Raw genomic sequence first — 23,668 nt, forward strand, 5'->3', positions numbered from 1 at the left:
AGGTTTATTTCTTTTCGATATTTATTAATGTCGATAGGGTGCCTTTGTCTTAAGAAAAGATCTATGGCGATGACAAAGGTATGGGTTTATGAATAAAATATTTAAAACATTAATTACGGCTTTTTTATTGATAACAATGTTTTCACTCATTGTTATGCCAATGAGCGCCGAACAACAATATATATTCGGTCTTATCAATATATTGCTGTTATTTGTTATCGGTTTTAAAAAATCAAAAAAACGATTATTAACAATGGTTTTTATTTCATTGTTGATGTCAACGCGTTATCTCTACTGGCGTGCAACAAATACCTTAAATTTTAATACAACTATCGAGGCTGTTTTAGGTAGTGGTTTATTTATGGCTGAAATTTACTCTTGGATAATATTAGTCCTAGGTTATTTCCAAACGTCATGGCCATTAAATAGAAAAATAGCACCTTTACCTAAAGATATTTCTCAATGGCCTACTGTTGATATTTATATTCCAACATATAACGAAAGCTTGGATGTTGTACGTGATACAGTCCTTGCTGCACAAGCTATCGATTATCCACAAGATAAAATGAAAGTTTATATATTGGATGATGGTAGTCGTGAAGAATTTAAACAATTCGCTGGTGATGTTGGTGTAACTTACATTGAACGTGAAGTTCATGATCACGCTAAAGCAGGTAACTTAAATCATGCGATGGGATTAACAGACGGTGAGCTAATCTGCGTTTTTGACTGTGACCATATTTCCACGCGTATTTTCTTGCAAGCAACAGTAGGAAGCTTCCTTGAAGATCCAAAATTAGCGTTGATCCAAACACCACACTATTTCTACTCGCCAGACCCATTTGAACGAAATTTAAGTGCGGCTAAAGATGCACCGCATGAAGGCGCACTTTTCTATGGTCCTGTTCAACGTGGTAATGATAACTGGAATGCGACATTCTTCTGTGGTTCATGTGCTGTTATGCGTCGCAGTGCTCTTGAAGAAATTGGTGGTATTGCTGTTGAAACGGTAACCGAAGATGCACACACTGCGCTTAAATTACAACGCTTAGGTTGGAATTCTGCATTTATTGATATTCCTTTAGCCGCAGGTCTTGCAACAGAACGTTTAGCATTACACGTTAACCAGCGTATTCGTTGGGCTAGAGGAATGACACAGATATTCCGTGTTGATAATCCAATGTTGGGTCGTGGTTTAACATTTCCTCAGCGTTTATGTTATCTCAATGCCATGCTCCACTTTCAGTACGGTTTGCCTCGTATCATCTTCTTGACTGCGCCGTTACTGTTTATGTTATTTAACCTTAATATTATCGCTTCATCCGCAAGCATGATATTTGCCTATGCATTACCACACTTAATCATGTCGGTTTATGTAAACTCGAAAAATATCGGTAAATACCGTTACTCTTTTTGGGGTGAAATTTATGAAACCGTCATGGCATTTAGTTTGGTACTCCCTACTTTACTGAGTTTAGTTTCACCAAAATTAGGTAAATTTAACGTAACAGATAAAGGTGACTTGCTTGATAAAAGCTATATGGATTACCTCACTGTACGTCCATTAATTATCACTGCACTTCTTCTTATCATCGGGATTTCATGGGTTGTTGTCCGTTACCTATTAAATGACTTCCAAGGTATTGACCCGCTGGTTATTGTTTTAAACCTTGCTTGGGCGACATACAGTTTATTTATCATTCTTGCCTCTATCGCAGTAGGTAAAGAGACGCGACAAATTCGTAAAAATACTCGAATCAATGCATCTTTACCGATTACGTTACATTTTGATGATGGCGCTGAATTAACAACTACCACAGAAGATATTTCAATGGGTGGCGTTCGCATTGCTGTAAATAAAATGTCTGAATTTCGCCAACGTAATGTCACTTCAATCACCCTGAATGTACAACGAGATGAAGTTACCGTTCCTGTTGATATGGTGAGTTTAGAAAGCAATCAACTACGTCTTGAATTCTTACCTATTGATTTAAATCTTCGTCGTAAATTGGTGCGCATTGTCTTTGGCCGTGCTGATGCATGGATCCATCAAGCAGATTATAAAGACAAGCCATTTAAAGAATTGGCCGGTATTACACGTTGTATTTTCGAACTGTTCTTTGGTCGTCGCCAAAAAGTGAAAGCGCCAGCAATAAGAACGAAAGCAAAAGCTTCACTCTCTGTGCAATCTATTAACGGGGATGACTAAGCATGAAAAAGAAACTGACATTAATGCTAAGCCTGACGGCGATAGCGATCGCAAGTATTAATCTTTCTCAAGCAGATACTGGAATGTTAGAGCTAGGAGGGGAGCTTTTACCTGATCCGACTGCTTATACACATTCGCCAGTGCAACAAAATACGAATAACCCGATCCAACTTGAAGATGGCGTATTGTCTGAAGCGCGTAATATTGAAGAGCAATTAACTTTGGCACAAATGGGAAGTCCATCGCCTATCGTGCTATCAGGAAGAAGATTACTTTCTGGTGTGACTTTTAATATGGCGAACGATTTATTTATTGATAACGCCACATTAACGATGAAAGTGAAAGCGTCTCAAGGATTAATTCAATCTGATCAAACACTTCACTTAATGCTAAATGGTCAACCTATGGGATTTTTACCTTTAGAAGAAGGTGGGCAAGAGCATGAATATGTTTTAGAAATTCCTGAAATGATGTTGACGAATGTGAATAATCTCAGCTTTCGTTTAGCCAATCGTGATGCATTGGATGAAAGCCAATGTATTCCTCCACTGGCTGAAGGATTAAGTCTGGTTATTTCACCAGATTCATCATTAGATTATCGAGGTCGCTGGATTAATGGCGGGTATAGTCTGGAACGATTGCCCCTACCGTTCTTTGATCCTGACAGAATGACAGCGACCTCGTTACCTATCATATTGTCAGATAAACCTGACCATGCAGAGGTAACAACAGCAGCCATTGCTGCATCATGGTTTGGCAGTTTTAGCCATGATATTAAGCAAGTTGATTTACCGGTTTTAATGAATCAGTTACCTGAAAGTGATGGTATTTTAGTTGGCTATTCAGGGCAGACTATTGCGGGTATTACATTACCTTCAGGAAATAGTGGGCAATTAACCATTGTTGATAATCCAGTCGATCCTGTTTTCAAATTATTACTGATCAGCGGTGATAATGAGAAATCTCTTCGCCAAGCTGTATGGGCATTAAACAACGGTAAATTGCCACAAAACGATCATTTAGTGGTGCCTTCTCAAACGCTTGCAATGAGTGCGGATTACGATGCACCTCGTTGGTTAAATACCAATAAACCTGTTTCGTTAAGTCAAATTGCCAATGGTAGTGATGATTTCTCACGCCAAGGCATTAACCATGCACCAAATCAGTTTTCGTTTCGTGTCTCTCCCGATCTCTTTTGGTGGGATGGTGATGCACTGCCTTTAGATTTGAAATATGTTTTCCCTCATTCGGATAAACTAAATAGTCGTCGTTCTTCATTAATTGTCTCTTTGAATAACCAATTCTTATGTGCATTGTATCCGGCGCGTTCAGAACCTTTAGGTATCTTAAGACAATGGCTGGGAATGGAGAGCGAACAGCAAAATAGCACGCTCTATTTAAACCCTCGTCAAATTTATAGTCAGAATCAATTACAGTTTTATTTTGATTTACGTGAGCCTGATGATTCTCCGTGTATTTTAACGGATGGCAGTAGCTTAATTAGCCAAATTGATCCGCAATCAACACTGCAATTTAAAAATACTTGGCACTACTCAAGAATGCCGAACTTGGCTTATTTTTCAGGAGCGTCATTCCCATTTAGTCGCCGTGCGGATTTTTCACAAACCACACTGCTATTACCTGAAAATCCAACAATAGAAGAGCTTTATACCTTAGTGAACTTAATGGCGAGATCAGGTTATGCCACAGGTACACCAGTTTCTCATGCTTCGGTTTTCTTAGGTGCTAAAGAGCTCGAGAAAAATAACCTCTCTCAACACGATGTGCTAGCGATTGGCTCATTAAATAGTGAGGGATTTTTACCCGCTCGTTTTTCACAACAAACGTTCTCATTTTTAAATAAAAACGTCGAAATAAAACCTCAATCATTGATTGATAAGGCAAAAGGTTGGATTGCTGGCGATTATTTCTCTCAAAGTGGTGATGCTGCAAGTTACTTATCTTCAGTGAAAGATTGGCGTGGCATGATGAGTTTTATCTCACCTTGGGCAAGCGACAGAGTAGTCGTATTGGTTACAGCTAAAGGAAATGATTCGATAAAAACCATTATCAATGACTTAAATTTAGCCCAAATAAATGCGGCTATTAAAGGCGACATTACTCTTATTAGTGGTAAAGACACCGTAAAAAGTTTCCATTTAGGTGAACACTTTTCGCAAGGCGACTTACCTTTCTTACAACAATTCCTTTGGTATAGCTCTAGACACGTATATTTGCTGGGTCTTTTAGCTGTTGGTTTTTGTGTGTTGACGGGCTTCGTGACTTATTACTGGTTACAACGTCGTTCAACTCGTCGTTTACATCAGATATCACAGCATCGTTCAGACAAATAAGGGGGGATATAAGATGAAAAATCACGCACTTAATATCATCGTTAAAGTCATCTATGCAGGTTGTATTCTAGGGGCATCAAGCCAAGTACAAGCAACCGCAGTTGAGGCAAATACAACAGCAATTGATCCAAATATTGTTAGTTCTCTTATTGAGCAAGCTAATTATTGGCACGGTAGAGCACACGATGAACGTGCAGTAGAAGCACTGCAAAAAGTACTGATTATGGAAAGCAATAATCAGGACGCGCTGTATTTAATGGCATTCTTTACTGCGCAACAAGGTAATGAAAAACAAGCAACATATTGGCGAGAAAAACTTGCGCAAATTGCACCGCAAGATCCACGAATTGAAGGATTAAAAAATATCCGATCATCACAATTTAGTGAACAACAATTAGGATATGCCAGAGAGTTAGCGAAAAAAGGGCAACATGAAGAAGCAATAAAAGCGTATCAACGTTTATTTGTTAGTAGTGAGCCACCTGAAACACTAGCGTTAGAATATTATCAAACCATGGCGGGTGTACCCGCAATGTTGCCTCAAGCTATTACGGGATTAAAACAACGTGCTGCATTAATGCCTGATAATAAAGAAACGCAAAAAGCATTAGGATTAACGCTAACTTATAACGAAGAGACTCGCCGTGAAGGTATAACTATTTTAGGTAATATCTCGGGTGATGAATCAGCCAAAAAAGGTATGCGTCAAGCACTGTTATGGCTGAATGTTCGTCCTGATGATGAAGTGTTATATAAGACTTATTTGCAAGCAAACCCGAACGATAAAGCGGTTGCAGAGCATTTCCAAGGTGCTATTCAAGGTAATGCACGCCAAGCAGGTTATACCGCATTAAATAAAGGTAAATTGAAAGAAGCCGAAGGTTATTTCAAACAAGCTTTAGTGGCAGATAACAATGATGCGCAAGCCTTAGCGGGGTTAGGTTATATCGCATTACGCTCAGGTGATTTAACCACAGGTCAGCGTTTATTAAACCAAGCTGCACAATCAGGTGGAGAACAAGGCAGTAAATGGAAGCAACAAGCGGAAGATGCGGGTTTTTATGCGCAATTACGCAGTGCACAACAACGCGCTAAACAAGGGAATATTCAACAAGCTCTCGATCAATTAGCCCCATTAGCGGGTGCTTCAGGTGAAAAAAGGTTGTCTGCCAACTTATTACAAGCTGACTTATTACGTAAGCAAGGTAATTTACCCGCTGCTCACCAATTGCTGTCAGGGCTTTATCAGCAAAATAGCCATAATGAGAAAGTGATTTCTGCTTATTACTATTTATTAGTTCAGGAAGGGCAGAATACAAAAGCAGAACAATTACTGGCTCAACAATCAGCCTCTTTGCGTCAAAAACTTACTGCAAATACAGATCCTTCTGAGAAATTACGCCGTGACGCGCAAAAAGCGTTAGAAAATGGTGATCGTGTCCAAGCAAGACAATTGCTTTTACAAGCTCAGCGTAAAAACCCGCAAAATAACTGGGTTTACCTCGATTTAGCACGCTTAATGGCCGCTGATGGTGACAGTGCTGGCGCAAAAAATATTATCTCACAGCTACAAAACCGTAGAACAAGAGACTCTGATTATGTGATATCTCTGTTTTATGTTGAGCAAAAAGAGTGGGATAAAGTTTTTAACTTACTCAGTAGCCATAATCAACAAACTGAAGCTGAAAAAGAGTTATTACAGCGTGCTCGTTTTCATCGCCAGCTTGCGCAAGCTGACCATTATCGTCAGGCAGGAAACCTTGTTGCAATGCGTAATATTTTACGTCCATTAATTAATCAAGTGGCTGATTATCCAAATGATGTGGGTGAATTGGCTGAAAAATTAGTTAATAGTGGATTAAATGATGAAGCGTTGAAATTGGTTGAAAGTGATATTGCAAAAGGCACTAAAGGTTCAGTAGGTAACTACGCTGGTCATATCAACGTTCTCAATGAGTTAGGTCATTGTACACAGGCATCTAGCTTGATTAATGATCCTGCTTTACAGCAAGAAACACCGATTGTTGAGAAGAAACGTTTAGAAGTTGCCACTAAAGTTGCGCAAGCAGATAGCCTACGTGAAAAAGGCGAAATTAAAGCCGCTTACGACACGTTAGTGGTTGCTTTAAAAACATCACCGAATGATCCCGATTTATTAATGGCATTAAGTCGTGTTTATTTAGCGCAATCAATGCCTGAACAATCAAACAGAATTCTTTCTTATTTAGAAAAAGAGCAAGGAAAAGATAGCAAATTAATTCAAGCTCAAATCGAAGTGGCATTAGCACAAAAAGATGGAAGAAAAGCACAACAATTATTGCAGCAAATTCCTTCATCTTCACAACCTGCTTATTTATTACAAGCTGCGCAAATTGCGCAATTAAATGGTGAGAATCGCAAAGCATTAACGTTACTACGTAGCGCGCAATGGCAAAACAGTGATAGCACATTAAAAACCTCTGCGGGTCAATTAAACGCATTAGGAGGAAGTGATAATCCTGTTATTGCGGGTTCTATCTATGAACGTAAAGAGATGGCATCGATTCAACGTTCTATTCGTGAACTTGAAGAAAAAGTTTCACCTTGGGTACAAGGTGGTGTTTCTGTTCGTCATCGTAATGGTGATAAAGGGTTATCTAACGTCACTGAAATTTCAGCGCCAATCAGTATTTCGAGTGTGCCTGGTGAAGAGTTCCGTTGGGAATTTAGTGTTAACCCTGTTTCGATGACAAGTGGTTCGGTTTCAGGAGAAAGAGCTAACCGCTTTGGTTCTGGTCAGCTTCAACATGCTGAACGCTTTGCTAAAAATAGTGATAACCATGATGAGAAAAACAAAATTAATGCCGATGAAGCCGGTAGTCAACGTGCTTCTGGTGTTGAATTAGGACTGCGTTTATCGGACAAGGATGTCAGCTTTGATGTGGGCTCAACACCATTAGGTAAAGATACGGCAACGGTTGTCGGTGGTATCACATATTCACCTCAAATTAGCCAAAATGGGCAATTAACACTGACAGCAGAGCGCAGAGCCATAAAAGATAGTCTACTTTCTTATATGGGGCGTACTGATCCAATGACAGGCGAAAGTTGGGGCCGTGTAACACGTAACGGCGCTAAAGTTCAATATGCTTGGGATGATGGAAAAATTGGGGCTTATGCTGGTGGTGGTTTCTATAACTACGAAGGTAAGAGTGTTGCGAGTAATGATGAAGTGAAAGCGTGGATTGGCTCTTATGCTAAGTTCTATAAAGATGATCAACAAGAAGTAAAAGCAGGTGTGCATGTTGATTATATGAACTTCAGAAATAACCAAAACTACTTCTCATTAGGGCACGGTGGTTACTTTAGTCCACAAGATTATGTGTCAGTTTCATTACCTGTTGCTTATACCCGTCGTTTTGAAAAAGGTGAAGTTTCATTAAATGGTGCTATAGGGATACAAAGTTACAAACAAAAAGGCAGTGATTACTTCCCAACGCATGGTTATATGCAAAATGCATTAAATAAACAGAATGCGAGCGATCCTCGTATTAAATCTCAGTACGAAGAACAAGACGAAACGAATATTACTTATAGATTAGGTTTAGACGCGAAATATTATTTAAACAAAGAAACCGAGTTAGGTGTCAGCTTATCGCATGATACATCGGGTGATTATGCTGAAGATAATATGTGGTTACACTTAAAATATACCCCAGACTTCCTGTCTAAATAATTAAGGAGACAAATAATGAATAAGCATGACAGTGATATCTTACAATTACCTTTTGAAAGTGGCTGGCAAGATCTAACTCAATTATTATTTTTTCAAATTTTAAATGACAATGATATTTCTACTGCTGGAAATAAATTAAGGAATATAGGTAAAGATATTGCCTTACGTTATCCTTTACCTGAAAGCGAAAATATTCAATTACTTGAATCACATATTAATCGCGTATTAACACTATTTAAATGGGGGTTTGTCACTATATCTCCTGCAATGAGCGAACTTTTACTGGTTCATTGTGCATGGCCTCATTTTACGCAAAGCCAAGATGATGCTCAGTGGCGTGTTGCAAGTGCGGGTGTTTTAGAAGGATTATATGAAGGTTGGTTAACGAATCAAGGTGGTAATGCCAAAATGCAAGTGCATCGCCAACCTACTGATGCAAAAGATGTCTTTATTTTCCGCTATGCGCATAACTCATCAGCCGAATAATAATATATATGCTTTATTGATGAGCATAGGAGGTCAAAAATGAATGAAATGATATTTAATGATGATAATTCTAAATGCTTATTAATAAAGCAATTTACTAATAATGTTTTCATGATGTTAGTAACAGATATTAATGGCATTATTATTTATGCAAATGAAAAATATTGTGAATTCAATAATGTTCACTTTGAAAATATAAAAGGTAAAAAATATAGCTTATTTAACTTAATTGACGAGAATCAAATCAATTGTTGTGTAAATGGTAATAATGATAATAAAGGAGTATATCGATTAGAAGCCAAAAGAAATAACGATACCCAGCAAGATATATGGGAAGATATTAGTATTATTCCTGTGTTTGATGAAAGTAATTTAATTTCTCATTATGTATTTATTAGCTTGGATATTACTGATAAGGTAGAGCTAAGAAATGAGTTATTTAATAAAAGCTATATTGATTCATTAACTGGAATATCTAATCGACTAAGTATTGTCGAAAAAATTGAAAATGAACGATTAAATGTTTTACAGCCTTCTTCATTTTGCCTTGGTATTATAGATTGCGATAAATTCAAATCTATTAATGATCAATTCGGGCATCATGCAGGCGATAAGGTATTGTGTGAAATATCTAAACGGTTGTCAAAATTAGAAAATAATGAAGTCTATTGTGGGCGACTTGGTGGCGATGAGTTTGCTGTGCTTTTCCCTAAAGGATTACGTTCTTGTTCTGTGATTTTGCTAGAAATAATAGAATCACTTTGGGAATCAATGGAAAAGCCCATCAATATTAATTCGGATTTTATGTTAATTCCTTCAATTAGTTTAGGTATTGCTGAATATCCTAAAGATGGAAAAACATTATCTGAATTATTAAAATCTGCAGATGAAACACTTTATTCTATAAAAGAAATGGGTGGTAATAAATATGGGTTTTATTCCGGATTTTAAATAAAAGGTTTTAAATAGAAAGTTTTTTAGTAAAGATATATTAAAAATAACGTTATCTCTTTTTAACGAAGAGGGGGTAACTGTTTTTTAAATATATCTAGCATTCCTGATGAAATATAAGAGTAAATTTAAAATAATACTAAATATTAGTTTTAGATAAATATCTATTAGAGGATTTTATTATGATGAAAGCGGTTATCCCTGTTGCTGGATTAGGTACTCGTATGTTACCTGCAACGAAATCAATTCCTAAAGAAATGCTGCCTATTGTTGATCGCCCTTTAATTCAATATATTGTTGAAGAGTGTGCTCAGGCAGGCGTTGAGGAAATTATTTTAGTTACTCACTCTTCTAAAAATTCAATTGCGGATCACTTTGATACCAGTTTTGAATTAGAAAATATGCTGGAACAGCGTATTAAAAATAAATTATTAGAAGAAGTACGTTCAATTTGTCCTAGCAATGTAAAGATTGTTCAAATTCGCCAAGGCCATGCTTTAGGTTTAGGTCATGCAATTTGTTGTGCACGCCCAGTTATTGGCAATAATCCATTTATTGTTTTACTGCCTGATGTTTTATTAAATTCACATTATTGCGATCCTCAACATGATAATTTATCAGCAATGATAAAACGTTTTGAAAAAACAGAACGTAGCCAAATTATGGTTGAACCTGTGCCAATGAGCCAAGTGCAACAATATGGTGTTGTAGATTGTGAAGGTGTTTTCTGTCCTCAAGGTAATTGGGCGCCTATTCGTCGTATCGTGGAAAAACCAAATCCTGAAGATGCACCTTCTAACCTTTCTGTTGTTGGACGTTATGTTTTCTCTGAAGCTATCTGGGAATTATTAGATGGTCTACCTGCTGGTGTTGGTGGTGAAATTCAATTAACAGATGCGATTGATTTATTATTGAAAAAAGAAGTCGCTGAAGCATATACCTTAGTAGGTAAATCACATGACTGTGGTAATAAGCTAGGATATATGAAAGCCTTTGTTGAATATGGCCTCCATAATTCTGCGTTAAAAGAAGAATTTTCTTCTTGGATGCGGGACTTTTGTGAAAAAACATTGTTACCCAAAACAGAAGTCATAGAAGAAGATGAAGTAAGTGAAGCACAAAAGATAGTTGCTATCTTTTGAGTTTATATTGAAATAATATGCAATATGCCGACCGAGATAAGATGGCGGTCGGCAATAGCAGGAGAGAAAGGCAATGTCTTTTTGGCACTTATCTCGTTGTCATTATCTATTTTCTACCTTTTTTTAGGTTTGTTGCTTATGGTTTCTCCCTCAATACAGGCAGCAGATACTCAAGTAGGATGGCAACAGTTTAAAGAGCGCTATATTCAGGATGATGGGCGAGTTATAGACAGCGCTAACAAAAATATTTCACACTCTGAAGGTCAAGGCTATGGCATGTTAATGGCTGTGATGAGTGATGATCATGAAACATTTAATAAGTTATGGCACTGGACAGCGGCTTCTCTTTATCGTGGCGATTTAGGCTTATTTAAATGGCGTTATGAACCCGAAAATAGTGAACATACCCCTGATCCTAATAATGCAACAGATGGTGATATCTTAATTGCGTGGGCATTATTAAAAGCGGGTGAGAAATGGAATGATGAAAGTTATCTTTCAGCTTCTGATTCTATTCAACACGCTATTTTGGAACATACTTTAGTTAAGATAAAAAATTATACTGTACTTTTACCCGGTATTAATGGCTTCAAAACCCCAGAAGAAATTATTATTAACCCATCCTATTTTATTTTCCCTGCATGGAAAGATTTTTACCGCACGAGCAAAGATGTTCGTTGGAAAGAGTTAATTAATGATAGCCAGTCTTTACTTAGAAATATGCGGTTTGGTGAATATCAATTACCAACAGACTGGGTAAGTTTGTTTCCAGATGGAAAGATAGAGCCTAGTGAAAAATGGCCTGCACGATTTAGCTTTGATGCAATACGTATTCCGCTTTATTTAGCTTGGGCACATGATGAATTAGCGTTACAACCTTTTGTGCAGTATTGGCAGCAATTTGATCGTTATAAGACGCCTGCTTGGGTAAGTATTGATGCTCAAGAGCGCGCTGAATACAACCTTACTCCCGGTATGATGGCAGTGAGAGATTTAACGATGAAAACACCTATTGAAGATGTTGATTTAAGTAAAGATACAGATTATTACTCTTCGGCTTTACACTTATTAGCGGCATTTGCTCAAAACGGACAATAAGTATATTTAGTTAATTTGAATAATAGATAGCTTAAATTCCTTTTAATATAGAGAGGCATTAAGTTATCTATTTTTTTCTATCGATAGAAAATATAAATTTCTAAATTATTTATGCTTATTCAAATTTTATAAGTTAATTGTATTTCGTTATCTCTATTTGTTTATAACGTTATGTTATTTAAATAATAAATAAACTTTAATCTATGATCTAAGAGTAATTTATTTAATACTATTTATGCTAAAGTTATCTCAATAACTTGATAATGTTATTAATATAATTTCTCATCAACAATAGAGGTGGATAAATGAAAGTTTCAGCACGCAATCAGTTAGTCGGTAAAGTTGTTGATATTATTGAAGGTGCAGTCAATAGTGAAGTGATTTTATCTTTAGCACACGGTGAGAAACTGGCGACAATCATCACCAAAGAAAGCTGTGAAAGCTTAAAGATTAAAAAAGACGGTGAAGCTATTGCCATTATTAAAGCGCCATGGGTTGTTTTGGCACTACCTGATTGTGGTTTAAATTTCTCTGCACGTAACCAATTTGCAGGAAAAGTGACTCAAATCGTACAGGGTGCGGTGAACTCAACTGTTCATTTAGAAACGGCGAAAGGTTTAGAACTGACTGCGGTTATCACCAATGAAAGCTTACAAGAGATGAAACTGGCAAAAGGCAGTGATGTTTTAGCGCTAGTGAAAGCATCAAGTGTGATTGTGGCAACACGCAAATAATCGAGACGCTATTCTCTTAAAATATAAAAAGAGGCTAAACATCTAGCCTCTTTCTTTTTGATATTACTTATCTTTTTAGATTTATAATCCCGATCACCTTTTATACAAGGTTACTAAAATTATTTATCAGTATCACCAGCGACTTTCAGTTTGTCGTAGATATAATTTTTATAACTGTTAACTAATTTCTCGTCTTCACAGTCATTTAATTTACCTTCACATAAATGGCGCATTTGAATGTTTGCTTTGTAGAAAGGGGATAATGGTAAACGAGCGCGCTCTAAGATCATGCCACCTAAGAAGCTAATATCAGTTAACTCACCCGTTGTTATTGGCGCACCTTGCGATAGATTATCTCTTAAGGTGAACTGAGTAATATACGCAGGGTTATTAAAAGGTGACTGATAATTTTTTAGCTCAATATTGGGTTGGTGATCACCAAAATAGAGGAACATCGTCGGTTTTTCTCTTTGTGCAACAAAATTAGAGAAATCTTTAATGGCTGGATCACTGGTGATGATCTTTTCCATATAGTGGCTAAATTTACCCGGTGCATTACTGCTTTCTGTATGACCTGTAATTTGGTACATATCTCTGTGTGATTCATCATAAGGACCATGTTCATACATGGTTAATGAGAATATAAACAGTGGCTTGTCAGTACGTTTTTTCAATACCTCTTCAACGTAACCTAGCATATCTACCGTCGATATTTTCCAGAGATTTTCTTCTAATATTCCAGGGTAGCCAAGCTCTTGAGGTTGAATGATTTCATCAATTCCCATTTTTTCATAAGCGTAACCTGCATGGTAAGCACTACGATTAAACGGAGTGAGTAAAACCGTGTAATAACCTTCTGCTTTGAGTTGGCGGAATAAACTCTCATTAAGATTATCGACAACAAAATAGAATACGGAGTTTTTACGCGCACCAAAGTCATCCGTATTTAACCCTGTTAATACTGAAAATTCAGAAAGCCAAGTACCACCACCAAAGGTTTGTACACGTAAAGGGCTTTGTGCACTGACATTTTCATCTTTTTGAAACATAAATAAATCAGGCAGTGCAACATCTGTATCAAATTGATAAATATGAGGATTAACCGTCGACTCTTGTAATAAAACAATAATATCGGGTTTTATGTCAGTTTGCGTTTCTGGCAATACGGTTTTGTTCGCTTGTTCAAGGAAATAATCTGCATTTTCCTTGAAATAAGGAGGGTGATAAGCCGTTTGGTAACCAGACATGATTAAATTAGTGACAGTACCTCGTCCTCCTGGAAGTGTGCCTTCCCATTCAGCTTGCCATTTTTCTACGGTGAAATGGATAGTAGCAAAGCCAATAACCATTAAGAGTAAGCTACTTACACGCAAGACTGGGCGTGATTTTTTGGAAAAATGCCACGCAATAGACATATTGATAATCAGCCATATTAGCATCGCAATCAATGCAACGCCGGCTTCCCAATAATGGCCCAATGTCCCTAAATTAGAGCTATCAAAAGCCAAATCAAAATCAGAGAACATTAATGTTTCTTTGTAATAATGAACTTTGAGTTGATTAATAAACTTAGTTATCAGGAAAAGTGTACCGGTGGTAATAGCCGAAAATAAGACACGAGCTGATAAAAGAAAACAAAGAGAAAAAAGAATAAAATAAGCACCTACTGAAAGAAGTGCAGTATAAACAAACGTTGCTTTCTCAAAAACAATAAAGAGTGAGGCAATAAGAATAAGTGCAAGATAAGCACATCCTAATATTTTTTTCATATCTCTTCCGAGTATAGCGATAAATAATCAAGGGGATATTTTACAAATATTGTAGGCGATAACCTTAAATAGGCTAAATAATTTTACTTAGCCTAAGTTAATATTTGGATTTAGAATAATCCTTTGTCTCGTAAAATATGAAGATCTTTTTTGCGGCGAGTAAATCCAGTGCGGTCAAAATACTCTAAGATTTGTACCGCTAATTTACGCCCAACAGATAACTCATCACGGAAGTCCGCTGCGGTGACACTGCCATTACTTTCATTATATTTCACAATGATAGAGGCAAATTTTTCTATTGATTGGTGTGTATAGTAGCGGTCAGCAATAATTGGAATAATTAAACCTAATTGTGCTGCTTTACGTAATAATGAGCGGATCACTTTCTCATCATTTTTCATTTCATTGGCTAGATCACGTACCCACCAAGGTTCGGATTGCTCAAAATAGATTTTAGCATTTTGCCATAGCGCATCTTGTTCTGGAGAGAAAGCAAGACCATGGGTTGGAAGATGAAGCCAACCACGACTTTGGTTAATAGCACCTTCTTTACGTAACTGATCAATTAAGTAATAGACCAATTCATCATGATAAGTAGGTAATGCCATCCGTTTTAAACGAGAACGACCCACACCCATTTGATCATTATGTTGTTGATGATATTCCTCAAGTGTATCGAGTAATTTCTGTTTTGCGTTATCAGCATTCTCTTTAGAAAGAATAACGCCAGCAACGCTCACTAGGTCAAAGGTTTCTAATAACTGAGTCAGCGCACTTTCAGTTAATTGTTGAGCCCAAGAAAACTGACTTAGAGAGAGTTCACCTTTTGGTAAATATAACGCTAAATTGGCACTGATGCTGTTTGCATTATCAAGTTGGTGTAACCAAGTTAAGAATTCAGCTTGTCGTTTACCTCTACGTGGCGAGTGTAAAGATAAGACTTTCGCTGCGGCTAAGGTGCGTTGAGCACTGATATCACGCAAGATAAGTCTGTCGTTATCCACCAGCCAAAGGGGTTCATCTAGAATAAGCTCCGCTAACTGTGGTGTTTCATTAGCATCATTTAAAAGAGCAACACGACCCGTAATATGACGTGTACCGTGGTGAATATGTACAGGCTGCCAATGCTTTAAAGGTTCATCCGCAATTAAACTGACTAATATTTTATGAGATTGATAATTAGGCGCTTGAGAAAGCAACCAGTCACCACGAGAAACGTTTTCTTTACTGACATCACCTGCGATGTTAATTGCAATACGATGACCTGCACCCGCACGTTCTACGGGCTGGTTTTGTGCATGTAAGGCTCTTATTCTTACTGGTTTATCTGCACCAGTCAGCCAAAAGGTATCGCCAACAGAAATTTGTCCCGCAAGCGCAGTTCCTGTGACAACTAATCCCGCTCCTTTAATGCTAAAAACACGGTCTATGGCTAAACGAAAACGCTTATGCCATTGAGGGTGTTGTTGTTCTTGCTGATGCAGATCAACAAGATAGTGGCGAAGCTCTGAAATTCCCTTCCCTGATGGGGCTGAGGTGGCAAAAATTTGAGGGTCGCACCAACCTAAATTAGCTAACATCTCGGTTGTTTGTGAGCGAACGCCTTCTATTCGTTCTGGGGTAACACGATCGGCTTTGGTGAGAATAACGGTAACTTGAGGACAGCCAGCAAGACGTAAAATAGAAATATGTTCGATGGTTTGTGCCATAACGCCATCGTCACAAGCCACAATTAATAGCGCATGAGAGATCCCTCCAACGCCAGCAAGCATATTTGAAAGGAATTTCTCATGACCGGGAACATCCACAAAACCAATTGAAGTTCCATCGTCTTGACGCCAATAGGCATAACCTAAATCAATGGTCATGCCTCGTTTTTTCTCTTCAGGTAAATGGGTAGTATCTACTCCAGTAATTGCCTGTATAAGTGTGGTTTTTCCGTGGTCTACGTGACCTGCCGTCGCAAAAATCATAGTTAAAGTGCCTGTATTAATGCATTTTCATCCTCAAGACAGCGCAGATCAAGCCACAGGCGACCATCAGTAATTCGACCAATAATCGGCTTTTCTAAATTACGCCAATGCGCGGCTAACGCATCTAACTGGCTACCTTTTCCATCTTTGGCTTCAAAGGTAAGTGCTGCACTCGGTAAGCTTTCAATAGGTAACGAACCACTGCCTATTTGAGAAGCACATGAGGATATCGTGATATGGTAATTATCCCCATAATATGCCTGAAAATGAGGCAATAACCGTTGCGCCATGTCATTAATTTCTGTTTGTGTCCGAGTTAACAAACGTAATGTCGGAATTTCAACAGCCATTTTTTCAGGTTGCTGATAAAGGCGTAATGTGGCGTCTAAAGCAGCTAATGTCATTTTATCAACGCGTAATGCACGCTTTAAAGGATGGCGTTGAATAGCCTCAATCCATACTTTTTTACCTAAGATTATCCCCGCTTGTGGGCCACCTAATAATTTATCACCCGAGAAGGTAACAAGGTCGATACCTTGTTGTAGATAATCTTGAGGCATTGGCTCTGAAGGTAAGCCTAATGCGGCTAAATTAGTCATTGAGCCACTGCCTAAATCGATAGCAGTCGGTAAGTTCATCTCTTTACCAAGTGCGGCAAGTTCATCGCCATGCACTTCGGCGGTAAAGCCTTGAATACAATAGTTGCTAGTATGAACTTTCATTAGCAAACCAGTATTCTCATTAATGGCGTTACGATAATCTTTAAGGTGAGTACGGTTTGTTGTTCCCACTTCTTTGAGTGTACAGCCTGCTTGTGTCATTACATCAGGGATACGAAAAGCGCCGCCAATCTCAACTAATTCACCACGAGAAACAACAACTTCTTTATTGGGTGCAACAGTGGCGAGCATCAGTAAAACGGCAGCAGCGTTGTTATTAACGATGCAGGCATCTTCTGCCCCTGTTAACTCACATAACAAATCAGCGATAGCGCGATCGCGGTGCCCTCTTGATGCGCCATCAAGAGAATACTCTAAGGTTGCTGGTGAGCGCATAACTTGGCTAACTGCTTCAATGGCGGATTCTGCCATTAATGCACGCCCTAGATTAGTGTGTAAAACGGTACCTGTTAAATTGAAAACAGGTTTAATCGAGGATTTTCGTTGTAATGTAATGCGATTTTTTAATTCATCCACCCAATGGTTATGCCATTGTGGTAACTCATTTTCTTGACGAATAATGATACGCGCTTCTTCTTGTAACTTTCGTAAATGCTCTGCAATAAATGTCTGACCATAAGAAGCCACTAGGGCTTGAATCTCGGCTTGGTGCAGTAACTTATCAATAGACGGTAGTTGGCTGTAAAGTGAGCGCGTATCATTTGTCATGCTAATACCTAATTATTATTCATTTGGGAACAGGAATGGATTAATGCTACTACGAGCAAAGCCTTCTTCTTCCATTTTTGCATCAAGAACAATAGACGCTAAATCGTCAGCGATAGCATCCACATTGGCATCTTTTTCTTGATATAAAATTTTCAGATAGCTTCCACAATCACCACAGCTTTCTGCTTTTACAGGCGCATTTTCGCTGTCTAAAGACCAGTAATTTAATTTACCTGTTAATTCGCAGTTGGTGCATTTAATGCGTACAACATGCCACTGCGTTTCACATAAATTACAGTGTAAATAGCGTAAACCTTGTGTTGTGCCGATTTGTACCATGCTTGCCACAGGCATACTGTTACAAACTGGGCAGAATTGACGATTTTCACCGTATTCTGTTTTAGCCTTACCAGGAATATTCGCCGCTAATTGTGCCCAGTAAAGAGACAAGGCTGCCCAAATAAAGACAGACTTATCTGCTGAGACTTTTGAATATTCATCATTGAGTAACGCAGTTGCCATTTCTTCTAATTCAGTTTCAGAAGCTTTAGAGAGATTTTCTAAAGTGATAGTGGCACTTTCAGGCACAACTGGACGTAATTCAGCAATAATCGAGGCTAATAAAGCATGCCAATGTTTACTGCGTTTGAATGTTTTTCTATCTAAAGGCGCTACACCGACTTGCTGTGTAAGGAGTGGGGCAAGATCGACGACTAATGGATTGTCATGAAGTGCTTTTTCTTGAGCCTTGACAATTTCTGCCGCAAATTCAAGGTAATCTGCGAAAGGATTATCTTTTGCTAGTGTTTGAAAACGTTCAGCACGACGTTGATAAAGGTTTTTCAGATTAGGGAATAATACGGGTGGAATAAAACTAATTCCTTTTTCTGATTGCTCTTTACCTAATTGCTCTTTAGGAACGATGCGAATACTCATAACGTTCTATCTTCCTATTATCATAAATTTTATAGTGAATACCCACAGGATTTGGCTTCAGAATAAATCAAATGCAAACACGAAGCCATGACAGTGGGTAATAATAGCGTGATTTTATTGTTTTTTACGTCTTAAAAACGGGCGTAAATTGAATAAAAAACGGAGGCTAACAAGCCTCCGTTTGTTCAGAAATACACTTTAGGGCATTATTTCTGTGACTGCTTTTCGGCTTCTTTTTTCTCTTCTTCGAGAATTTCACGATACCAACGAGGGTGATGCTTTTTAGCCCAACCACGAGTTACCCAGCCTTCAATCATGCTACGAATTGAACCTTTCACCCAGAACGCCGCATAAGCATGAACAAATACGGTGATTATCAGTAAGATTGCTGATAATGAGTGAACTAATAAGGCGATTCGAATCACTGGGATCGAGAAATATTCTGCGAAATAAGGGCGCCAAATGATAATGCCACTGACAGTCAGTAAGATAAGGCTGATACTTAACATCCAGTAAATACCTTTCTGACCAAGGTTGTAGTGACCAATATCGCCAGCTTCTTCATTTTGCAGTACTTTATGAATATTTTTAGCCCAGACTAAGTCATCTTTATCAATAAAGTTATACTTCAAGTATCTGAAGAACATAAAGAGAAAGAGAATGGCCATTGCACTACCCACAAATGGGTGTAACAGACGCGACAGTTCTGGTGTACCTAAAATATTCATGAACCAGTTCAGAGATGGGAAGAAGAAACCCAATCCGCTGATTGCTGTGAACAGAAAGACAATCACAACGACCCAGTGGTTTATACGCTCTGATGCGGTATGGCGAAGAATTTTATCACCTTTCTTCTTCATCATTTCTGCTCCTCCTTATTCACAGAGGTCTGTGTTTTAGAAGATGCTTCCATCTCTTTGAGCGCTTCTTCTTCATCTTCTTCAGTTGTACGGTTTGGACCGACACCTAAATAATGGAAAATAGCGCCCGCGAAGGTTGCGGCAAAACCAACAGCGGCTAATGGTTTCCAGATACCTTTCCAGAATTTAACGGTTGAGCTAATTTCTGGGTTTTCTGGTAAACCATGATACAGATTTGGTTTGTCAGCATGATGGAGAACATACATGACGTGCGTACCACCCACGCCTTGTGGATCGTAAAGACCCGCGTTGTCGTAACCACGAGTTTGCAGTTCTGCAACTCGCTCACCTGCAAGATTGATCATGGCTTCTTTCGAACCAAAATGAATCGCGCCTGTTGGGCAAGTTTTCACACATGCAGGCTCTTGACCGACTTCTACACGGTCAACACATAACGTACATTTGTAAGCACGGTTATCTTCTTCATTAATGCGAGGCACATCAAAAGGACAACCTGCGATACAATAACCACAACCAATACAGTGTTCTGATTGGAAATCAACAATACCGTTAGCGTATTGAATGATTGCACCTTCTGCTGGGCATGCTTTTAAACAGCCAGGATCAGCACAGTGCATACAACCATCTTTACGAATTAACCACTCCAGCTTGCCATTCTCTTCAACTTCAGAGAAGCGCATGACTGTCCATGATTTTGCCGTTAAGTCCGTTGGGTTATCATAAACACCGACGTTAGTGCCAATTTTATCGCGAATATCGTTCCATTCAGAACAAGCAACCTGACAGGCTTTACAGCCGATACACGTTGTTACGTCGATAAGTTTTGCCACTTCTTCCTTGTAATCCCGCACATGAGGTGCGGGAGTAAGGGAATTGGTGGCAGAGCGACGAATAATGTCTTGGGATTGCAGTGACATAATTTATCTCCTTACACCTTTTCCACATTAACAAGGAACGCTTTAAACTCAGGCGTTTGTGTATTCGCATCACCCACGAATGGCGTTAACGTATTCGCAATAAAGCCTTTCACTGCAACACCTTCAAAGCCCCAGTGAATAGGAATACCAATGGTATCCACTTTGCGCCCATCAACATCAAGGGTTCTAATACGTTTAGTGACCACCGCTTTTGCTTTGATATAACCACGTTTTGAGCTGACTTTAACTGTATCGCCTTGAACAATGCCTTTTTCTGCGGCTAAACGCTCACCAATTTCAATAAATTGTTGTGGCTGAATAATCGCATTTAAGCGCGCATGCTTAGTCCAGAAGTGGAAGTGTTCGGTCAGACGATAAGTTGTACCGACATATGGGAAGTCTTCTGCTTTACCCATATCTTTCCAGTCATCTTCAAAGACACGTGCTGCTGGGTTTGAAACCACATTCGGGTGCAGTGGGTTAGTACCCAATGGTGTTTCAATTGGCTCATAATGTTCAGGGAATGGACCTTCTGCCATCTTATCGATAGCAAACAGACGTCCCATACCTTCCGGCTGCATAATAAATGGACCAACATCAGAACCCGGTGCAGCGTTGCTATAGTCAGGTACATCAATACCTGTCCATTTGCTGCCATCCCATTCGATTAACTTACGTTTAGGATCCCAAGGTTGACCTTGTGGGTCTGCCGATGCACGGTTATAAATAATGCGACGGTTAAGAGGCCATGCCCATGCCCAACCTAATGTGTTACCCAACCCTGATGGGTCTGAGTTATCACGGTTAGCCATTTGGTTGCCTTTCTCTGTCCAGCTACCTGCGAAGATCCAACAGCCACTCGCGGTTGTACCATCATCACGTAACTGAGCAAATGAGCTAAGCAGTTGACCTTTTTTCAGAATGATATTGCCATCAGCGTCTTTTAAATCGACTAAGGCTTTACCATTACTTTCTTGTGCCACTTCTGCGGATGTTGGATTATCAGGATCAAAATAATCCCAAGTCATATTCAACACCTGTTCTGGCATCGCACCGCCTTCCTCTTTATAGAGTTGGCGTAAACGATGGAAAATACCAGATAAAATCTCAGCATCAGGGATAGCAACACCTGGCGCATCACCGCCTTTCCAGTGCCATTGTAACCAGCGACCAGAGTTAACGATAGAACCGTCTTCTTCTGCGAAACAGGTTGTTGGTAGACGGAAGACTTCGGTCTGGATATCTTCAGTTTTAACGTCGTTCTCTTCACCGTGATTCTGCCAAAAACACGCTGTTTCCGTGTTTAGCGGATCCATAGTGATAAGGAATTTCAGTTTTGATAATGAACGAATAACTTTGTTCTTATTCGGGAATGAGGCAACAGGGTTAAAGCCTTGGCAGATATAGCCATTGACTTCACCTTTATCCATCATCTCAAAATATTGCAGAACATCGTAAGGTTTATCCCACTTAGGTAATAGTGAGAAGCCCCAATCATTATCACGTTGAGCATTATCGCCATAGAATGTCTTCATCATGCTGACGAAGAATTTAGGATAATTGCCCCAGTAGTTAACTTGTCCTGGTACTGTTGCTTTTGGCGTATTTGCAGCTAAGTAGGTTTCTAATGAAGTCTGCTTTTCAGAAGGCAGCGTCATATAGCCTGGTAAGCTTTGAGATAATAGACCGAGGTCAGTTAAGCCTTGAATATTGGAGTGACCACGTAGTGCGTTAACACCGCCACCAGCCATACCCATATTACCTAACAGTAATTGGATCATTGCCATGGTACGAATGTTTTGAGCACCAACGGTATGTTGAGTCCAGCCTAATGCATACAGGAAAGATGCTGTTTTATCTTTCGCTGCTGTTTCAGCAATATATTCACAGACTTTTAAGAAATCATCTTTTGGTGTACCACAAATCTGAGTAACTACATCAGGCGTGTAACGGCTAACGTGTTGTTTTAACAGATTCCAGACACAACGAGGATGTTGTAATGTGGTGTCGCGTTTTGCGAAACCATTTTCATCCATCTCGTAGTTCCAAGTGGTTTTGTCGTATTTACGTTTTTCAGCGTCATAGCCACTGAATAGACCATCGTCAAAATGATAGTCTTCACGGACAATCAAGCTGGCGTTGGTATAGGCCTCAACGTATTCTTTTTGATATTTCTTATTTTCGAGCAGATATAAGATAACGCCCGATAAGAACGTAATATCAGTACCAGAACGAATAGGCGTATAGAAATCCGCAACAGCCGCAGTACGGGTGAAGCGAGGATCAATAACAATTAGCTTGGCGTTATTATGGATTTTAGCTTCCATCGCCCAGCGGAATCCCACAGGGTGTGCTTCTGCCGCATTACCGCCCATAACGACGATAAGGTTGGCATTTTTCATATCAACCCAGTGGTTGGTCATCGCACCGCGACCAAATGTTGGAGCAAGACTTGCTACCGTTGGTCCGTGTCAGACACGCGCTTGGTTATCGACAGCCAGCATCCCAAGAGCTCTTGAGAATTTCTGAGTTAAAAACCCAGTTTCATTGCTTGCTGCAGAGGCGCAAAGCATACCCGTTGTTAACCAACGGTTGACTTCAACACCTTCTTTATTGAATTTCTGGAAGTTGGCATCGCGGTCTTTTTTGATTAAGCGCGCAATACGATCAAACGTTTCTTCCCATGAGAGTTTTACCCATTTATCCGAGCCGGGTGCACGGTATTCAGGGTGTTTTAAACGACCTTCACTGTGGATGAAATCCACAAGACCAGCACCTTTAGGGCATAATGCGCCGCGGTTTACTGGATGGTCTGAGTCACCTTCAATATGGAATATTGTTTCTTTTGCGTTTTTCGCGCCATCGCCCAGACTATACATTAATAGTCCACAACCGACAGAACAGTACGTACAGGTATTGCGGGTTTCGCGGGCTCTCAGTAATTTATACTGACGTGAGCCTGCTAGCGCAACTGCTGGTGCAAAACCGAGCGCCGCCGCTGTAGTACCTGCCATACCGCCAGCACAGATCTTAAAGAACTGTCTTCTGCTGACCTGCATGGGGTCTCTCCTCATCATACATTGCTTTTACTGACTCTGATTTTCTTCACGAAAAT

Annotated in this window: 15 protein-coding genes; 8 read left to right on the forward strand and 7 right to left on the reverse strand. The window is 39.1% G+C overall.

Annotated features, from left to right (window positions below; all coding sequences use genetic code 11):
• Positions 1-88 precede the first annotated feature (88 nt).
• The 8 genes from bcsA to ACWPWK_RS10005 all read left to right on the forward strand — a co-directional run bounded on the left by bcsA (position 89) and on the right by ACWPWK_RS10005 (position 12,689).
• The gene (gene bcsA / locus ACWPWK_RS09970) at positions 89-2,209 is read left to right on the forward strand and encodes a UDP-forming cellulose synthase catalytic subunit (RefSeq protein WP_109373332.1); all 2,121 of its coding nucleotides are present in this window, start codon (positions 89-91) and stop codon (positions 2,207-2,209) included.
• 2 nt (positions 2,210-2,211) lie between these two features.
• Positions 2,212-4,563, forward strand: a complete 2,352-nt coding sequence (bcsB, locus tag ACWPWK_RS09975; RefSeq protein ID WP_109373333.1) for a cellulose biosynthesis cyclic di-GMP-binding regulatory protein BcsB — start codon at positions 2,212-2,214, stop codon at positions 4,561-4,563.
• 13 nt (positions 4,564-4,576) lie between these two features.
• Positions 4,577-8,278, forward strand: coding sequence for a cellulose synthase subunit BcsC-related outer membrane protein (locus tag ACWPWK_RS09980; RefSeq protein ID WP_454208808.1), 3,702 nt, complete (start codon positions 4,577-4,579; stop codon positions 8,276-8,278).
• Positions 8,279-8,293: 15 nt separating this feature from the next.
• The gene (bcsD, locus tag ACWPWK_RS09985; RefSeq protein ID WP_109373335.1) at positions 8,294-8,764 is read left to right on the forward strand and encodes a cellulose biosynthesis protein BcsD; all 471 of its coding nucleotides are present in this window, start codon (positions 8,294-8,296) and stop codon (positions 8,762-8,764) included.
• Positions 8,765-8,803: 39 nt separating this feature from the next.
• Entirely contained in the window at positions 8,804-9,715 is a 912-nt protein-coding gene (locus ACWPWK_RS09990; RefSeq protein ID WP_109373336.1) for a sensor domain-containing diguanylate cyclase, read from the forward strand.
• 182 nt (positions 9,716-9,897) lie between these two features.
• On the forward strand, positions 9,898-10,857 hold the full coding sequence (galU, locus tag ACWPWK_RS09995) for a UTP--glucose-1-phosphate uridylyltransferase GalU (protein ID WP_244185059.1): 960 nt from the start codon (positions 9,898-9,900) through the stop codon (positions 10,855-10,857).
• A gap of 138 nt (positions 10,858-10,995) precedes the next feature.
• Positions 10,996-11,955 carry a glycosyl hydrolase family 8 gene (locus tag ACWPWK_RS10000; protein ID WP_454208811.1) on the forward strand — a complete coding sequence of 320 codons (960 nt, stop codon included), beginning with the start codon at positions 10,996-10,998 and terminating at the stop codon, positions 11,953-11,955.
• Between the two features lie 305 nt (positions 11,956-12,260).
• Positions 12,261-12,689, forward strand: coding sequence for a TOBE domain-containing protein (locus ACWPWK_RS10005; RefSeq protein ID WP_109373338.1), 429 nt, complete (start codon positions 12,261-12,263; stop codon positions 12,687-12,689).
• Between the two features lie 119 nt (positions 12,690-12,808).
• Here ACWPWK_RS10005 and ACWPWK_RS10010 read toward each other — a convergent pair whose 3' ends face one another.
• The 7 genes from ACWPWK_RS10010 to fdnG all read right to left on the reverse strand — a co-directional run bounded on the left by ACWPWK_RS10010 (position 12,809) and on the right by fdnG (position 23,612).
• Positions 12,809-14,458: an LTA synthase family protein gene (locus tag ACWPWK_RS10010; RefSeq protein ID WP_109373339.1), complete on the reverse strand. Its 1,650-nt coding sequence runs from the start codon at positions 14,456-14,458 to the stop codon at positions 12,809-12,811.
• Between the two features lie 110 nt (positions 14,459-14,568).
• The gene (gene selB / locus ACWPWK_RS10015; RefSeq protein ID WP_109373340.1) at positions 14,569-16,431 is read right to left on the reverse strand and encodes a selenocysteine-specific translation elongation factor; all 1,863 of its coding nucleotides are present in this window, start codon (positions 16,429-16,431) and stop codon (positions 14,569-14,571) included.
• Between the two features lie 2 nt (positions 16,432-16,433).
• Complete coding sequence (gene selA / locus ACWPWK_RS10020) at positions 16,434-17,819, reverse strand: L-seryl-tRNA(Sec) selenium transferase (protein WP_109373341.1); 1,386 nt, start codon at positions 17,817-17,819, stop codon at positions 16,434-16,436.
• 15 nt (positions 17,820-17,834) lie between these two features.
• Positions 17,835-18,755 carry a formate dehydrogenase accessory protein FdhE gene (gene fdhE / locus ACWPWK_RS10025; RefSeq protein ID WP_109373342.1) on the reverse strand — a complete coding sequence of 307 codons (921 nt, stop codon included), beginning with the start codon at positions 18,753-18,755 and terminating at the stop codon, positions 17,835-17,837.
• A 206-nt stretch (positions 18,756-18,961) separates the two neighbouring features.
• Positions 18,962-19,618: a formate dehydrogenase cytochrome b556 subunit gene (fdoI, locus tag ACWPWK_RS10030; RefSeq protein WP_109373343.1), complete on the reverse strand. Its 657-nt coding sequence runs from the start codon at positions 19,616-19,618 to the stop codon at positions 18,962-18,964.
• Complete coding sequence (gene fdxH, locus ACWPWK_RS10035) at positions 19,615-20,553, reverse strand: formate dehydrogenase subunit beta (RefSeq protein ID WP_109373344.1); 939 nt, start codon at positions 20,551-20,553, stop codon at positions 19,615-19,617. Before fdxH ends, fdoI begins: the two co-directional genes overlap by 4 nt.
• Before the next feature lie 11 nt (positions 20,554-20,564).
• Positions 20,565-23,612, reverse strand: a complete 3,048-nt coding sequence (gene fdnG, locus ACWPWK_RS10040) for a formate dehydrogenase-N subunit alpha (RefSeq protein ID WP_109373345.1) — start codon at positions 23,610-23,612, stop codon at positions 20,565-20,567.
• Positions 23,613-23,668 lie beyond the last annotated feature (56 nt).

The sequence above is a fragment of the Proteus sp. Marseille-Q3619 genome (genome assembly GCF_965283115.1).

Bases quoted from the DNA above. Each gene is read 5' to 3' on its own strand.
- bcsA (WP_109373332.1), top strand. From the start codon at position 89: ATGAATAAAATATTTAAAACATTAATTACGGCTTTTTTATTGATAACA.
- bcsB (WP_109373333.1), top strand. From the start codon at position 2,212: ATGAAAAAGAAACTGACATTAATGCTAAGCCTGACGGCGATAGCGATC.
- ACWPWK_RS09980 (WP_454208808.1), top strand. From the start codon at position 4,577: ATGAAAAATCACGCACTTAATATCATCGTTAAAGTCATCTATGCAGGT.
- bcsD (WP_109373335.1), top strand. From the start codon at position 8,294: ATGAATAAGCATGACAGTGATATCTTACAATTACCTTTTGAAAGTGGC.
- ACWPWK_RS09990 (WP_109373336.1), top strand. From the start codon at position 8,804: ATGAATGAAATGATATTTAATGATGATAATTCTAAATGCTTATTAATA.
- galU (WP_244185059.1), top strand. From the start codon at position 9,898: ATGATGAAAGCGGTTATCCCTGTTGCTGGATTAGGTACTCGTATGTTA.
- ACWPWK_RS10000 (WP_454208811.1), top strand. From the start codon at position 10,996: ATGGTTTCTCCCTCAATACAGGCAGCAGATACTCAAGTAGGATGGCAA.
- ACWPWK_RS10005 (WP_109373338.1), top strand. From the start codon at position 12,261: ATGAAAGTTTCAGCACGCAATCAGTTAGTCGGTAAAGTTGTTGATATT.
- ACWPWK_RS10010 (WP_109373339.1), bottom strand. From the start codon at position 14,458: ATGAAAAAAATATTAGGATGTGCTTATCTTGCACTTATTCTTATTGCC.
- selB (WP_109373340.1), bottom strand. From the start codon at position 16,431: ATGATTTTTGCGACGGCAGGTCACGTAGACCACGGAAAAACCACACTT.
- selA (WP_109373341.1), bottom strand. From the start codon at position 17,819: ATGACAAATGATACGCGCTCACTTTACAGCCAACTACCGTCTATTGAT.
- fdhE (WP_109373342.1), bottom strand. From the start codon at position 18,755: ATGAGTATTCGCATCGTTCCTAAAGAGCAATTAGGTAAAGAGCAATCA.
- fdoI (WP_109373343.1), bottom strand. From the start codon at position 19,618: ATGATGAAGAAGAAAGGTGATAAAATTCTTCGCCATACCGCATCAGAG.
- fdxH (WP_109373344.1), bottom strand. From the start codon at position 20,553: ATGTCACTGCAATCCCAAGACATTATTCGTCGCTCTGCCACCAATTCC.